Origin of the sequence: Variovorax sp. N23, from assembly GCF_025486315.1 — a bacterium.
Lineage (GTDB): Bacteria > Pseudomonadota > Gammaproteobacteria > Burkholderiales > Burkholderiaceae_C > Variovorax.
In genome coordinates this window covers 29761-42747 of record NZ_JAOOPY010000011.1, presented here as the reverse complement: position 1 = coordinate 42747, position 12987 = coordinate 29761, and the positions used below count along the sequence as shown (strand labels likewise).

Genomic DNA, 12987 nt, shown 5'->3' with positions numbered 1-12987 from the left:
CAGAAGATCCTTGGCCCCGATGGTCAGAGGCGGCGGCCGAACGGCAGTTGCCCGCGCCAGTAGCGCAGCGTCAGCCAGCCGCCAAGGATGCCGCCCAGATGGGCGAAGTGCGCCACGCCGCTCATGCTGCCCGTCACGCCGAGGACGAGTTCGATCACGCCGTAGATCACCACGAAGAGCCAGGCTGGCATCGGGATCGGCGGGATCAGCGGGACGATGCGACGGTGCGGAAACAGCATCGCGAAGCCGAGCAGCAGCCCGAACAGGCCACCCGATGCGCCCACCGTGGGGTTGGGGCTGCCGCTCCACGCGGCCACCAGCAGCTGCGTGAGCGCGGCGACCAGCACGCTCGCGAAGTAGAAGACCAAGAGGCGCTTGGCGCCCCACACGCGTTCGAGCTCGGCGCCGAACATGAAGAGCCCGAACATGTTGAAGACCAGGTGCGACAGCCCGCCGTGCAGGAAGGCATAGGTGATCACCTGCCACGGCATGAAGCCGCCCGAGCCGACCGGCCACAGGGCGAAGGCGGCCAGGCCATCGATGCCCAGCGACTGCAGCAGGAACACGATCACGCAACTGAGGATCAGCGCCTGGGTGGCGGGCGGCATGGAAAACATCGGGGCTCCGTTTCTGGACAGGAAAGAAAGAAAAGTTGCGCGGTGCGACTCAGGCGGTGGCGCGGGGTTCCAGGGCGGCCTCGGCACGCAGCATGCGCCAGGCACACCCTGTGCCCAGCAGCGCGAGCACGGTGGCGGCGACGTACATCGCCACGAAACCGAAGCGGCTGGCCAGCGCACCGCCCGCCAGCACGCCGGCCACGCCCCCGACACCGTAGCCGACCACGGTGAAGAGCGCCTGGCCCCGCCCCCGCAGGCGGCCGGGGAAATGGCGCGTGATCAGCGCGATGCAGGTCGTGTGGTGCGCAGCGAAGCTCAGGCCATGCAGCAGTTGCGCGAACAGGATGGCCGCCAGCCACTGTCCGGCCACACCCGTCATCGCCATGCGTACCACCGCGACCGCGCTGCACAGCAGCAGCCAGTGCGACATCGTCAGCCGGCCGATGAAGCGCCCCTGCACGAAGAACCAGGCGACCTCGGTCACGATCGACAGCGCCCAGAGCGCGCCGATCATTCCCTTGTCGTAGCCGAGCGAATCGAGGTAGAGCGAAAGAAAGCCGTAGATCGAGAAGTGCGCGGTGACGTGCAGGCACAGCGACAGCAGGAACCAGCGCACCACCGGCTGGCGCAGCACAGGCATGACGGGCACGTGTTCCTTCCCATGCGCTGTGCGCGGCTCGCGCACGTCGGGCAGGCGCCAGGCGGCCAGCAGCACCAGGGCCAGCGTGACGGCCGCCCACGCGGGGAAGTGGCCCATGCCGAAGCGGTCGAACCACTTGCCGGCGACGAAGACGGTGACCAGGAAGCCCGCCGAGCCCCACAGCCGGATGCGCCCGTAGCGGCCCCAGTCGCCGGCCACCAGCTGCGCCATCGCCGCCTCGGTCAGCCCCATCATCGAACTGGTGTGCGTGAAGAGCAGCAGCAGCACCAGCGCGATCCACCAGGCATTGCCGGGCACCCAGAGGCCGAAGGACACGGCCAGCGCGATGGCGGCGCTGATGCGCAACAGCCGCACGCGTTCGCCGGTGCGGTCGCTCAGCGCGCCCCAGGCATAGGGCGCGAACACGCGGGTGAAGGACTGCACCGCCGCCAGCAGGCTGATGGTGAGGATGGGCAACCCCTGGTCCTTCAGCCACAGCGGCAGGTAGGGGTTGAAAAAGCCGATGTGCGCGAAGTAGCTGGCCGACAGCGCTGCGAAGGCCAGCAGGTGGCCATGGCCGCCCGCTGGCGACGGCGAGGACGGCGCCGCCGCCACTACAGAAAGGACGCCTGCGGCGGCACGGTTTCCGCGAGCGCCACGTCGCCGTTCTGCGCGCGCTGGCGCAAGGCATGTTCCATCACGACCAGCGCCAGCATCGCCTCGGCGATCGGCGTGGCGCGGATGCCGACGCAGGGGTCGTGCCGGCCCTTGGTGACCACCTCGACCGGCTGGTTGTGGATGTCGATCGACTGGCGCGGGCTGAGGATCGAGCTGGTCGGCTTGATGGCGATGCTCACCTCCAGGTCCTGGCCCGACGTGATGCCCCCCAGTACCCCGCCCGCGTTGTTGCCGAGAAAGCCGGTCGGCGTGATCGAGTCGCCATGCGTGGTGCCGCGCTGCGTGACGCTGTCCCAGCCGGCGCCGATTTCCACCGCCTTGACCGCATTGATGCCCATCATCGCGTAGGCGATCTCGGCGTCCATCTTGTCGAACAGCGGCTCGCCCAGGCCCACCGGCACGTTCGACGCCATGACGCGGATGCGCGCGCCGCACGAATCGCCGGCCTTGCGCAGCGCGTCCATGTAGGCCTCGAGCTTCGCCACGTCGGCCACCGGCGCGAAGAAGGGGTTGTGCGGCACGTGCGACCAGTCCTCGAACGGGATGGCGATCTCGCCGATCTGCGTCATGCAGCCGCGGAACACGGTGCCGTACCGTTCGTAGAGCCACTTCTTGGCCACCGCGCCGGCCGCGACCATCGGCGCGGTCAGCCGGGCCGACGAGCGCCCGCCACCGCGCGGGTCGCGGATGCCGTACTTCTTCCAGTAGGTGAAGTCGGCGTGGCCGGGGCGGAACTGCTGGGCGATCTGCCCGTAGTCCTTGCTGCGCTGGTCGGTGTTCTGGATCAGCAGCGCGATGGGTGTGCCGGTGGTCCTGCCCTCGTACACGCCCGACAGGATCTGCACCGCATCGGGCTCGTTGCGCTGCGTGACGTGGCGGCTGGTGCCGGGGCGGCGACGGTCGAGGTCGCCCTGGATATCGGCCTCGGTCAGGGCCATGCCGGGCGGGCAGCCGTCGATGACGCAGCCGATGGCCGGACCGTGCGACTCTCCGAAGTTGGTGACCGCGAAGAGATTGCCGAAAGTGTTGCCGCTCATGGGGCAGGATTATCCCCACAAAGGGTCGCATCTGCCCCAGCGGGGGGCATCGCCGGCGCTAGGACACGCGGGTGTCCATCCGCTGGATCAGCTCGCCGATCTGCAGGTCGATGGCGAACAGCCGTTCGTTGAGGATCGCCGTCTGCAACCGCAGCGCCTCGACGATCGCCCGCGTCTGCGGATCGGGTGCGCTATCGACCAGAACCGACAGCTCGTGCAGCTTCTTGCGCAGTTCGTTGCTCATCGCGACTCCTCTCGTGGGTTCGGCACAGTATGGCGTCCGCGCGTGCCATCGCGCAACATCGCCGCGGGAACGCTTTATGCATGGTGCGGCGCAGCATCCCCCACCACCGAAGGAGATGGCCCATGCTGGACCGTACCGCCACCCAGTTCTCCCATGTGAAGCCCGGCGACACCGAATTCGTGTCCGGCGGCCTGCGCGACTTCTTCCTGTACCGCGACCTCGGCGTCGCCGAAGCCACCAACGGCAAGGTGATCGCCCATCTGGTGAAGGCCAACATGGCCCCCGAGACCGGCACCGGCTGGCACCGCCACGAGGCCGATTTCCAGATCGTCATCATGACCAAGGGCTGGGCCAGGTTCATGTACGAGGACAAGGAAACCCTGGTCGAGGCCGGCGACGTGGTGCATCAGCGCCCGGGCATCCGCCACTACCTGTTCGACTACTCGCCCGACATGGAGTACCTGGAGATCGTCTCGCCGGCCGACTTCAGGAGCGTCGACTGCGAGCCGGCCGCCGAGGTGCCGGCGCCGACGCCCTGGAAATAGTCGACGTTTTCGGCATCCCATTGCAAGACGCCGAGGGCCGCTGCCGCCGGGCGGCGCCGTTGGCTCGCTAGACTCTCGCGGTTCAAAAAAATCGATAACGACCGAGGGAGCCTCATGAACCGATATCTCAACCGCATCGCCGCGGTTTTTCTGCTTTCTTTAGCCGTCGCTGCGCATGCGGCCGACCCGGCATCCAGCACCGCGCTGGCCAGCGAACGCGACGCGGCGATCACCGCGGCACGCGCCTCCCAGACGGAAGGCCCCGCCGACATCGCGCTGCGCGACCAAGCCCACCTGAAGCTGCCCGCCGGCTACATCTGGGTGCCGACACCCGCGGCCGCCCAACTGATGCGCAGCATGGGCAACCGGGTCGACGACAGCTTCGTGGGCGCCGTCTTCCCCAAGGACGGTGCGAACTGGTTCGCCGTGCTGAAGTTCGTCCAGGAGGGCTACATCAAGGACGATGATGCCAAGGACTGGAACGCCGACGACCTGCTCCAGAGCCTGCGCGACGGCACGTCCGAGTCGAACAAGGACCGCGTCCAGCGCGGCATCCCGGAGATCGAAGTCACCGGCTGGGCGCAGAAGCCGGCCTACGACACCTCGACGCACCGTCTGGTCTGGTCCGCCACCTCGCAACGCAAGGGCAGCACCGACACCGACGACCAAGGGGTCAACTACAACACGTATGCACTCGGACGCGAGGGCTACATCAGCCTGAACCTCGTCACTGGCGCCAGCGAACTCGCGACCTACAAGCCCGACGCACTTCGCCTCCTGGGCGCCCTGAGCTACGACGACGGCAAGAAGTACACCGACTTCAATCAATCGACCGACAAGGTGGCCACGTATGGGCTGGCTGCCCTGGTCGCTGGAGTCGCGGCGAAGAAGCTCGGCCTGCTCGCCGTCATTCTTGCCTTTGCCGCCAAGTTCGCCAAGGTGCTGCTGGTCGCCGGCGGCGCGGCGTTGTGGGGCATCACCAAGGTATTCAAGAAGGAGCCGCCGGCCAAGGGCGCCCCGAGTTCGGGCACGACGCAGGCGGCGATGGACCCGCCACGATCAGCCGAATCGCCATCGCACCCGCCCGCCGAGGACGGGCCGCAGCAACCTCGCGCCTGAGAGGCCGAGACCGTGAAACTGCTACTCCTCCTGCTGAGCGCCGGCAAACTCGGCAAGGTGCTGCTGTCGGGCGGCTCGATGCTCCTGTCGGTCGTCGCCTATGCCTTCGTCTACGGCTGGCGCTACGCGGCGGGCTTCGTCGGTCTCGTCTTTGTTCATGAGATGGGCCATTTCCTCGCGGCGCGGCAGCGCGGTCTCGATGTCGGTGCGCCCACCTTCATCCCCTTCATCGGCGCGTGGATCGAGCTCAAGGAGCAACCGCACGATGTCGAAACCGAGGCCTGGGTCGGCTTCGCAGGGCCGCTCCTCGGCAGCATCGCTGCACTGGCCTGCTACCTCGCTGCACGGGAAACGGGCAGCGAATTGCTGCTGGCGCTGTCCTATGCGGGCTTCTTCCTCAACCTCTTCAACCTGGTGCCCGTGTCGCCGTTCGACGGCGGCCGGATCACCGCCGTGCTCACGCCGCGCATCTGGCTGCTTGGCGTGCCGGTGCTGGGCGCCCTGTTCTTCTGGCGCCCCAGCCCCCTGCTGATCCTGATGGTGATCCTTGCCCTGCCTCAGGTCGTCAAGGCCTGGCGGTACGACGCCAGCGATCCAGCCAACAAGAACTACTACGCGGCGACCATCGAGACGCGGGTCACCTACGGCCTGTACTACATCGGGCTGCTGGCCTTCCTCGCGATCATGGCGCACGACACCCACGAGATGCTCCAGACGATTCAGCACACCGGCCGCGTCTGAGAGGCTGAGAGTCTTTCATCCATGCTCGCCTTGCACGCCAAAACACCCCGGCTCGTCGTTGCAAATGCTCGCCATAGCCCGAGCTATGGCTGCGCTTTGCGCCTCGATCCGGCGCGTTTTGACGCGCCTTTCGAGCACGGCCAAAAAACTCTCAGCCTCTGAGTTGCGGCGCGGTGCCTTTCAGACATTTCTGAATCTCCGGGAACGGCACGACAATCACGCATGCCCGCCTCGCTCCCCGAACTCCCGCCCCTCAACCGCCAGTTCGTCGCCCACTTCGGCGAGATGGGCAGCAAGTGGGGCATCAACCGCACCGTCGGGCAGATGTACGCGCTGATCTTTCTGTCGGAGCGCGCGCTCAATGCCGACGAGATCGCCGAACTGCTCGCCTTCTCGCGCTCCAACGTGAGCATGGGGCTGAAGGAACTGCAATCGTGGCGCCTCGTGCGCCTGCGGCACCTGCCCGGCGACCGGCGCGAATACTTCGAGGCACCTTCCGACGTCTGGGAGATCTTCCGCGTGCTCGCCGAGGAGCGCCGCCGCCGCGAGATCGAGCCCACGCTGTCGATGCTGCGCGGCGCCCTGCTCGAAGAGCCGACCAACGATGCCGAACGCCACGCGCAGGAACGCATGCGCGAGATGCACGACCTGATCGACCGGCTGATGAAGTGGTTCGACGACGTGCAGCGGCTGGCACCGGAGACCGCCATGCAGCTGATGGGGATGGGCGCGACGGTGACGAAGGTGCTGGGGCTCAAGGATCGGTTGACGGGCGGGGGCAAGGAGAAGAAGAAGGCGGGTTGACCCTGGGGGCGTCAAGCCGTGGCGAGCTCTGACGCGCGAATTGATCAGGGCCCACGCCCCCATCGCCGTGCCTCCGCGGAGGGGTCAGACCCTCTGGTGCGCAGGATCCGCCGGGGGCTCCTCGTCCACGGAGGGCGTTTCCGCTCCGGCGCCCGCGGCCGCTCCACCGACGGCCCCCGCAATGCCACCGATCGTCCCGCCCACAAATGCGCCAACTGGCCCGGCCACGGCCACTCCTAGAGAGGCGCCTGCAGCAGCGCCGGCCATGACGGCGCCGCCGACGTACACCGACCGAGCTTCGCGGTCGGCTTCATCAGGAAGGAGCGTCTGCTGCGCCTCCGGTCGTGGGTCCTGGGAAGGGACGCCATAACCAGGTTTCGCCTGCTCGGCGAGATCGTCGTCGATGGGCGACACCCGAGAAACCGGGGTCGCTGAGGTCAATGGAGCATTCATGGGACTCTCCTGCGTGTTGGAGTCGACATGTTCGCTCCGCCACGCACACCGCCAGCCATCCTGAACGGTCAGAATTTGTCGGACAACGACTGCGCTGCGAACCGCCGAATGCAGCCAATGGCGTCCGGACAGACGATGCCCTGGAGGCGCCGCGGATTATTCAGGGCTTGTCCAGTTTGTCGTGACGCACGGCGTCATCCTCCATCAGCTCGTACCACATCGCGTTGAGCACCGCGAAGGTGGCTGCCAGCGGCAGCCCAGGATCCAGGCGAAATACCACATGATGCGCTTGGAAGGCGCGTGGCAGAACCCTGATGCAAGTCAACCCCCGTTGCTGCAAACAACGGCAAATTGTCGCCATGGATCAGGAAACTTCGAGTGAGCCCGAACGGGGCCGCTGCTGACGCCCTCCTCCGCTCGAGGAGCTACCCATGAGTGACGCCGAGTTCTACGTCATCGTCCAGGAACGTGGGCGGAGCGAGTACTCGTGGACGTTGGTGAGGAAGCAGGACAGTGGCTGTCCTGCCGAATGTGTGGCGGCGTCACCGAGCTTTTTTCCGGACTACGACGGGGCACTCGATGCGGGCTTCGACGCGCTTCAGCGGCTCGACTCGAAAACTCGCGCCGAAGTCATCGGCGACGGCTCCGTGCGTTCGGGGGTGGTCGCTGCCGGGCCTGCAACGCCGCAGCAATTCGACCGGTCGATGGAGATGCGGGTGAAGAGGTGATGGCGTCGCGGCGTTGACGCGTCAAGCGATGCCCGGCGTTTTCGCGCGATGAGCCTGTCGTGCCCCGTGGGCCGGCACAGTACCCCGTGGTCATCCTCGACTTTGCCGGCATGTGCAAACTCTGATGTAGATCAATCCTCGGCGCCTGGAAGGGCGCCCAATCGCGTCGTACTACACGGAAAGTGAGACGGCGCATGACCCAAGCAATCCACACACGCATAGAACGCCGGGTTTTCTCCACTGAACGCGCTTTGACTCTGTTGAAACCAAGGGCACGGACGGAGCACCGAATGCATCAATTCCTAGCCGACAACCGGGGCGAGTTGATTGAGCGGTGCAAGGCCAAGGTCGCGAAGCGGCCCCGGCGAGCAGTGACGGAAGCCCAACTCGCCAATGGCATTCCCTTGTTCCTGGACCAGTTGATGAAAACGCTGGAAGCACAGGAAAACGGTGAGGCCGACGAGAGTTTCAGGATTTCAGGTGCTGCAGGCGGTGACGCAGCGGCCTTGTCCGAGATGGGGTTGAGCGCCGCAGCGCACGGCAGGGAACTCCTGAAGCTTGACTTTTCAGTCGCCCAGGTGGTGCATGACTACGGCGACCTCTGCCAAGCCATCACCGACCTCGCGGTCGAGCGAGGCGTCCCCTTTTCCGTCGACGAGTTCCGCACGCTGAATCGCTGCCTCGACAATGCCATCGCCGATGCGGTCACGGAATTCGACGCCTGTCGGGATGCGAGCGTCGCGTTTCAGCATTCCGCCCAGGAAAGCGAACGCCTTGGCAGGCTGGTGCATGAGTTGCGGAATTACCTGCATACCGCCATCCTTGCATTCGCGGCCCTGGAATCGGGAAGAGTTGCAATCGGTGGTACGACCGGCGCAGTGATGAAGAGGAGCCTGACTTCGTTGGAGGCTCTGCTCAACCTGTCGCTGTCCGAGGTCAAGGGCGCGGCCGAGCCTTCGCTGGAGGCCGCGTTTTCGGTCGCGTCGTTCGTCGCGGATGCCCAGAATGCCGCCTCGCTCGACGCAAGCGCCAAGGGCTGCAGGTTTTCGGTTTCAGACGTCGATGCCGCCCTTGGCGTCTCCGGCCATCGGGAGCATCTCCTGGCGGCCTTGGTGAACTTGCTTCACAACGCCTTCAAATTCACCCACGCCCACACCGAGGTCACGCTGAGCGCCTACGCGGAGGGAGACGATGTCCTGGTCGATGTCAAGGACCATTGCGGAGGGCTTCCCCCGGGAGCGACCTCACGCATCTTCAAGCCCTTCGTTCAGGTCGGTACGAACAAGAGCGGTCTGGGGCTCGGTCTTTCTATCGCACGGCGGCACATCGAGGCTGACGGTGGCGCTTTGACCGTGCGGGATGTACCCGGAACAGGGTGCGTGTTCACCATCAGGCTTCCGCGCAGGACGCTTCAATAGCCGCGCAGCGCGCGTCATCGAGCCCGAAACAGACTTCGCGCCCGGCAGTGCGGTCTGCCAGGGCAACCCCGCCCAGCCTACTTTTGGGGACGTCACTCTGCTGCGCACTCCAACGAGAACAATGGCAACCCGGCTCGCCGGCTCAGCCACACGCCGCCGCCCACCTCCTGAAAATTCCGAGACAGCCCGGCTCGGTACAGCTCGGCGCTGTGGCGAAAGATACGAGGGTCGGTCAGGTCCTCGTCCAACACGCCGCGCTCGTAGTCCTCGCGCGTCACGGCCTCCACATACAGCGCGCCCTGACTCAGTCCGCCCAGGTTGCGCAGCGCACGCTTCAGATCCGGTGGGCTGAGGTAGGGCAACACCCCCTGGCAGATGACGAAGTCAAAGGGCGTGCTCGCTTGGTAGTCCGTCACGGAGCCGCGTTCCCACCCGTATCGGCCGCACAGGTATTCGCTGAACTCGACGCCGTGGTAACTGGCCGAGGGAAACTGTCGCGCCACGACGTCGCGCCAGAGCCCGATGCCGCAACCGACATCCAGCACCCGCCTGACGGGTACGCGCAGGTATCGCAAATAGGCGCAGACAAACGCACCCAGGCGCTCGACATGTCGAGGGTCCACCACTTTGGTCTTCTTGTCGAAGTAGTAGTGCTGGTAATAGGCTTCGTCGAAAGTAGCGGCGCCGGCTGATTGCATGGTCGCACCCCTCCTCGGGCGCTGCATTTTTTTCAAGGCAATGAACGGACCTTCCGGCTGTGGCCGCACCGACGACAGCATCGAGTTGACGCTGTCGGCGAACGACCACTGCGCCTCTGAAAACGTCCGGTCCCTATCGACTGTAGACGGTCGCAAGGCAAGTCGTCGCTGGCGGCTCTACCGCGCCCCTCCGCGGCAGCTTTGGAATCGATGCGGCCCCCCGTCGCAGGAGGCAACCGACCCGACACAGGGCGACTCCACGGTGCAAAGCAAAAAAAAGGCCCGCATCTGCGGGCCTTCGGTGCCACCACCATCGAGCGCCCCTCAGGGCTTGTCCATCTTGTCGTGACGCACGGCGTCATCCTCCATCAGCTCGTACCACATCGCGTTGAGCACCGCGAAGGTGGCTGCCAGCGGCAGCCCCAGGATCCAGGCGAAGTACCACATGATCGATTCCTTGTTTCGTTGAGGTTTCAGTAGGCGTGGCCGCGCTCGTCGCGGATCGCGTCGGCGTCGACCTTGCCCCACAGCACGTGGTAGACCCAGCTCGTGTAGGCCACGATGAGCGGGATGAAGACGACGGTCACCACCAGCATGATGAACAGCGTGAGGTGGCTCGACGAGGAGTCCCACACCGTCAGGCTGGCACGCGGGTCGATCGACGACGGCAGGATGAAGGGGAACATCGAGGCGCCCACGCTCAGGATGATGCCGGTGATCGACAGCGCGCTCGCCAGCACGGCCAGCACCTCGCGGCGCAGTTGCAGGCCCAGCAGTGCGACGAGCGCCCCGACGAAGCCCAGCGCCGGCGCCGCCCACAGCCAAGGCCGCGCCGCGTAGTTGGCGAACCAGGCGCCCTGCTGCACCACGGCGGTCTTGAGCATCGGGTTCGAGGGGCCGCCCACCGGCTGCACGCTGGTCACCTGGTAGCCATCGATCCAGCGCCACATCGCGTAACCTGCCAGCGCATAGAGCGCCACCGTCGCGATGGCGGCCACGCTGCCGTAGCGGCGCACGCGATCAGCCACGGGGCCCTGCGTCTTGAGCTGCAGCCATGTGGCGCCGTGCATCACGAGCATCGCCACGGACACCAGCCCGCAGAGCACGGCAAAGGGGTTCAGCAGGCCGAAGAAGGAGCCGTCGTAGAAGATGTGCATGTCCGGCGAGAAGCGGAAGGGCACGCCGCGCAGCACATTGCCCATGGCCACGCCGAAGATCAGCGCGGGCACGAAGCCGCTGAAGAAAAGCACCGCGTCCCAGCGCGCGCGCCAGGTCGGTTCCTCGCGCTTGCTGCGGAACTTGAAGGCGACCGGCCGCAGGATGAGCGCCGCGAGGATCGCGAACATCGCCAGGTAGAAGCCCGAGAAGGACACGGCATAGAGCTGCGGCCAGGCCGCGAAGATCGCACCGCCGCCCAGGATCAGCCAGACCTGGTTGCCTTCCCACACCGGGCCGACGCTGTTGATGATGACGCGGCGCTCGACGTCGTTGCGCCCCGCGAAGGGCAACAGGATGCCGGTGCCGAGGTCGAAGCCGTCGGTGACGGCGAAGCCGATCAGCAGCACGCCGAGCAGCAGCCACCAGATCAGGCGCAGGGTTTCGTAGGTGATGAGGTCGTGAAGGATCATGTCGTGCTCCTGGTCAGTCGGCGGCGGTCAGCGGCGCATTGCGGGCTGTGCGCAGCTCGGGTGCGGCTTCGTCTCGGTAGACCGCGGGCGGTGGCACCGGATGGTCGGCGGGGCCCTTGCGGATCGACTTGAGCATCAGCTTCATCTCGATGACGAGCAGCACGGTGTAGATGAGCGCGAAGCCCGCGATGGTGATGAGCAGCGTGGTCACGCCCAGACTGGAGACGGCCACGGCCGTCGGCAGAACGCCTTCGATCACCCACGGCTGGCGGCCGACCTCGGCCACGATCCAGCCGGCCTCGGCGGCGATCCATGGCAGCGGGAGCGCGAACACGGCCAGCTTGAGCAGCCAGCGGTGCGCATCGAGCCGGCGGCGCACCGACAGCACGAAGAAGGTGGCGGTCAGCACGATAAAGAACATGCCCAGCGCGACCATGATGCGGAAGGACCAGTACAACGGCGCCACCGCGGGCACGGTGTCCCAGGCCGCCTGACTGATCTGTGCGGGCGTGGCCTGCCGCGGATCGTCGACATAGCGCTTGAGCAGCAGGGCATAGCCCATCGAACGGCCGTCGCGCTCGAAGGCCTCGCGGGCCGCTGCGGGCACGGCCGCATCGCTGCCCGCCGCGCGGATGGTCTGCAGCGCGTCGTAGGCCTTGATGCCCTCCTTGATGCGCTGCTCGGCGAGCTTGACCAAATCCTCGATGCCGGGGATCTGGGTGTCGAGCGAACGCGTGCCGATCAGGCCCATCACCGCGGGGATGTGGATCGCGTAGTGCGTTTCGCGCGCGGCCTGGTCGGGGAAGCCGAAGGCGGTGAAGGCCGCGGGGGCGGGCTCGGTCTTCCACATGGCTTCGATCGACGCCAGCTTCATCTTCTGGTGCTCGGTCGACAGGTAGCCGCTCTCGTCGCCCAGCACGACGACCGACAGCGATGCGGCCAGGCCGAACGACGCAGCCACCGTCATCGAACGCTTGGCGAGCGCGAGGTGCCGGCCCTTGAGCACGTACCAGGCCGACACGCCCAGCACGAAGATCGCCGCGACCGTGTAGCCCGCCGACACCGTGTGCACGAACTTGGCCTGCGCCACAGGGTTCATCAGCACCGCATAGAAGTCGGTGACTTCCATGCGCATGGTCTGCGGGTTGAAGGCCGAGCCGACCGGGTTCTGCATCCAGCCGTTGGCGATCAGGATCCACAGCGCCGACAGGTTCGAGCCGATCGCCACCGCCCAGGTCGTCATCAGGTGGCCGACCTTGCTGAGCTTGTCCCAGCCGAAGAAGAACAGGCCGACGAAGGTGGCTTCGAGGAAGAAGGCCATCAGGCCTTCGATGGCCAGCGGCGCGCCGAAGATGTCGCCGACGTAGTGGCTGTAGTAGCTCCAGTTCATGCCGAACTGGAACTCCATGACGATGCCGGTGGCCACGCCCATCGCGAAGTTGATGCCGAAGAGCACGCCCCAGAACTTGGTCATGTCGCGCCAGACGGTGCGCCCCGTCATGACGTAGACCGTCTCCATGATCGCGAGGATCACGGCCAGCCCGATCGTGAGCGGCACGAAGAGGAAGTGGTAGAGCGCCGTCAGCGCGAATTGCAATCGCGAGAGGGCAACGATGTCGAGGTCCATGGGGGTTCCT

Annotated in this window: 16 protein-coding genes and 1 pseudogene; 7 read left to right on the top strand and 10 right to left on the bottom strand. The window is 66.2% G+C overall.

The annotated features are described in order from the left end of the window. Positions 1-23: 23 nt before the first annotated feature. Genes N8A90_RS16860 through N8A90_RS16845 form a run of 4 tightly spaced genes read right to left on the bottom strand, consistent with a single transcriptional unit; the run spans position 24 to position 3216 of the window. Positions 24-617 (bottom strand): rhomboid family intramembrane serine protease, encoded by a 594-nt coding sequence (locus N8A90_RS16860; RefSeq protein ID WP_262076127.1) that lies wholly within the window; start codon positions 615-617, stop codon positions 24-26. Between the two features lie 49 nt (positions 618-666). Next, the gene (locus N8A90_RS16855; RefSeq protein ID WP_262076126.1) at positions 667-1872 is read right to left on the bottom strand and encodes an MFS transporter; all 1206 of its coding nucleotides are present in this window, start codon (positions 1870-1872) and stop codon (positions 667-669) included. Then, the gene (gene aroC, locus N8A90_RS16850) at positions 1872-2972 is read right to left on the bottom strand and encodes a chorismate synthase (protein ID WP_262076125.1); all 1101 of its coding nucleotides are present in this window, start codon (positions 2970-2972) and stop codon (positions 1872-1874) included. Before aroC ends, N8A90_RS16855 begins: the two co-directional genes overlap by 1 nt. A gap of 58 nt (positions 2973-3030) precedes the next feature. Further along, the gene (locus N8A90_RS16845) at positions 3031-3216 is read right to left on the bottom strand and encodes a hypothetical protein (protein WP_262076124.1); all 186 of its coding nucleotides are present in this window, start codon (positions 3214-3216) and stop codon (positions 3031-3033) included. 122 nt (positions 3217-3338) lie between these two features. On the opposite strand from N8A90_RS16845, the gene N8A90_RS16840 reads away from it, so the two are divergent. The 5 genes from N8A90_RS16840 (at position 3339) to N8A90_RS16820 (ending at position 6425) form a co-directional block, all read left to right on the top strand. Further along, a complete protein-coding gene (locus N8A90_RS16840) occupies positions 3339-3761 on the top strand; it encodes a cupin domain-containing protein (protein WP_262076123.1) in 423 nt (140 codons plus the stop codon). A gap of 114 nt (positions 3762-3875) precedes the next feature. Then, positions 3876-4880 (top strand): DUF2167 domain-containing protein, encoded by a 1005-nt coding sequence (locus N8A90_RS16835; RefSeq protein ID WP_262076122.1) that lies wholly within the window; start codon positions 3876-3878, stop codon positions 4878-4880. A gap of 12 nt (positions 4881-4892) precedes the next feature. Next, on the top strand, positions 4893-5621 hold the full coding sequence (locus tag N8A90_RS16830; protein WP_262076121.1) for a site-2 protease family protein: 729 nt from the start codon (positions 4893-4895) through the stop codon (positions 5619-5621). Between the two features lie 21 nt (positions 5622-5642). Continuing rightward, a complete protein-coding gene (locus tag N8A90_RS16825; RefSeq protein WP_262076120.1) occupies positions 5643-5783 on the top strand; it encodes a hypothetical protein in 141 nt (46 codons plus the stop codon). Positions 5784-5843: 60 nt separating this feature from the next. Then, the gene (locus tag N8A90_RS16820; protein WP_262076119.1) at positions 5844-6425 is read left to right on the top strand and encodes a GbsR/MarR family transcriptional regulator; all 582 of its coding nucleotides are present in this window, start codon (positions 5844-5846) and stop codon (positions 6423-6425) included. 84 nt (positions 6426-6509) lie between these two features. On the opposite strand, the gene N8A90_RS16815 is transcribed toward N8A90_RS16820, so the two are convergent. Both N8A90_RS16815 and cydX (N8A90_RS16810) read right to left on the bottom strand, forming a co-directional pair. Further along, positions 6510-6878, bottom strand: coding sequence for a hypothetical protein (locus N8A90_RS16815; RefSeq protein WP_262076118.1), 369 nt, complete (start codon positions 6876-6878; stop codon positions 6510-6512). Positions 6879-7038: 160 nt separating this feature from the next. Next, a pseudogene (cydX, locus tag N8A90_RS16810) lies at positions 7039-7160 on the bottom strand (cytochrome bd-I oxidase subunit CydX). A gap of 149 nt (positions 7161-7309) precedes the next feature. On the opposite strand from cydX (N8A90_RS16810), the gene N8A90_RS16805 reads away from it, so the two are divergent. Both N8A90_RS16805 and N8A90_RS16800 read left to right on the top strand, forming a co-directional pair. Further along, complete coding sequence (locus N8A90_RS16805; RefSeq protein ID WP_262076117.1) at positions 7310-7606, top strand: hypothetical protein; 297 nt, start codon at positions 7310-7312, stop codon at positions 7604-7606. 290 nt (positions 7607-7896) lie between these two features. Next, entirely contained in the window at positions 7897-9024 is a 1128-nt protein-coding gene (locus tag N8A90_RS16800) for a sensor histidine kinase (protein WP_262076116.1), read from the top strand. 92 nt (positions 9025-9116) lie between these two features. On the opposite strand, the gene N8A90_RS16795 is transcribed toward N8A90_RS16800, so the two are convergent. From N8A90_RS16795 to N8A90_RS16780, 4 genes are all read right to left on the bottom strand, one after another. Beyond that, a complete protein-coding gene (locus N8A90_RS16795) occupies positions 9117-9722 on the bottom strand; it encodes a class I SAM-dependent methyltransferase (RefSeq protein WP_262076115.1) in 606 nt (201 codons plus the stop codon). A 324-nt stretch (positions 9723-10046) separates the two neighbouring features. Next, positions 10047-10169 carry a cytochrome bd-I oxidase subunit CydX gene (gene cydX / locus N8A90_RS16790; RefSeq protein WP_262076114.1) on the bottom strand — a complete coding sequence of 41 codons (123 nt, stop codon included), beginning with the start codon at positions 10167-10169 and terminating at the stop codon, positions 10047-10049. Positions 10170-10195: 26 nt separating this feature from the next. Next, positions 10196-11350, bottom strand: a complete 1155-nt coding sequence (gene cydB, locus N8A90_RS16785) for a cytochrome d ubiquinol oxidase subunit II (RefSeq protein ID WP_262076113.1) — start codon at positions 11348-11350, stop codon at positions 10196-10198. Between the two features lie 13 nt (positions 11351-11363). Next, entirely contained in the window at positions 11364-12977 is a 1614-nt protein-coding gene (locus N8A90_RS16780) for a cytochrome ubiquinol oxidase subunit I (protein ID WP_262076112.1), read from the bottom strand. Positions 12978-12987 lie beyond the last annotated feature (10 nt).

Excerpts from the sequence above, each read along its gene's own strand:
- N8A90_RS16815 (WP_262076118.1), bottom strand. The coding sequence starts at position 6,878 with ATGAATGCTCCATTGACCTCAGCGACCCCGGTTTCTCGGGTGTCGCCC.
- cydB (WP_262076113.1), bottom strand. The coding sequence starts at position 11,350 with ATGATCCTTCACGACCTCATCACCTACGAAACCCTGCGCCTGATCTGG.
- N8A90_RS16805 (WP_262076117.1), top strand. The coding sequence starts at position 7,310 with ATGAGTGACGCCGAGTTCTACGTCATCGTCCAGGAACGTGGGCGGAGC.
- N8A90_RS16840 (WP_262076123.1), top strand. The coding sequence starts at position 3,339 with ATGCTGGACCGTACCGCCACCCAGTTCTCCCATGTGAAGCCCGGCGAC.
- N8A90_RS16835 (WP_262076122.1), top strand. The coding sequence starts at position 3,876 with ATGAACCGATATCTCAACCGCATCGCCGCGGTTTTTCTGCTTTCTTTA.
- N8A90_RS16800 (WP_262076116.1), top strand. The coding sequence starts at position 7,897 with ATGCATCAATTCCTAGCCGACAACCGGGGCGAGTTGATTGAGCGGTGC.
- aroC (WP_262076125.1), bottom strand. The coding sequence starts at position 2,972 with ATGAGCGGCAACACTTTCGGCAATCTCTTCGCGGTCACCAACTTCGGA.
- N8A90_RS16825 (WP_262076120.1), top strand. The coding sequence starts at position 5,643 with ATGCTCGCCTTGCACGCCAAAACACCCCGGCTCGTCGTTGCAAATGCT.
- N8A90_RS16845 (WP_262076124.1), bottom strand. The coding sequence starts at position 3,216 with ATGAGCAACGAACTGCGCAAGAAGCTGCACGAGCTGTCGGTTCTGGTC.
- N8A90_RS16860 (WP_262076127.1), bottom strand. The coding sequence starts at position 617 with ATGTTTTCCATGCCGCCCGCCACCCAGGCGCTGATCCTCAGTTGCGTG.
- N8A90_RS16780 (WP_262076112.1), bottom strand. The coding sequence starts at position 12,977 with ATGGACCTCGACATCGTTGCCCTCTCGCGATTGCAATTCGCGCTGACG.
- N8A90_RS16795 (WP_262076115.1), bottom strand. The coding sequence starts at position 9,722 with ATGCAATCAGCCGGCGCCGCTACTTTCGACGAAGCCTATTACCAGCAC.
- cydX (WP_262076114.1), bottom strand. The coding sequence starts at position 10,169 with ATGTGGTACTTCGCCTGGATCCTGGGGCTGCCGCTGGCAGCCACCTTC.
- N8A90_RS16820 (WP_262076119.1), top strand. The coding sequence starts at position 5,844 with ATGCCCGCCTCGCTCCCCGAACTCCCGCCCCTCAACCGCCAGTTCGTC.